1 protein-coding gene is annotated in these 229 nt (G+C 65.5%); it reads right to left on the bottom strand.

The window, feature by feature from the left end:
• A partial coding sequence (locus tag BST14_RS32540; protein WP_142279756.1) for an OprD family outer membrane porin occupies positions 1-191 on the bottom strand: 191 nt, incomplete at its 3' end.
• Positions 192-229: the final 38 nt, after the last annotated feature.

Genomic DNA, 229 nt, shown 5'->3' on the forward strand with positions numbered 1-229 from the left:
CCCTGCGACCAGTTGCCGGCCTGCGATTGGGGCGCATCGTGCTGGCGGTAGTCGCGCAACTGGTAGAAGTTGCGGAGGTCGAGGTGGGCGCTGCTGTCCGCGAGGAATTCCGCTTGCGCGGCGAGGGGCAGGAGGCCGAGGCCAAGCGCATAGCTGCGCCAGGCGCACGGGCGGGGGCATGCCGTGATCATCGATTCTTCCCTTGGTTGTTGTTCTTGTAGGTATGGGT

It is taken from the genome of Mycobacterium arosiense ATCC BAA-1401 = DSM 45069, from assembly GCF_002086125.1.
Taxonomy (GTDB): Bacteria; Actinomycetota; Actinomycetes; order Mycobacteriales; family Mycobacteriaceae; genus Mycobacterium; species Mycobacterium arosiense.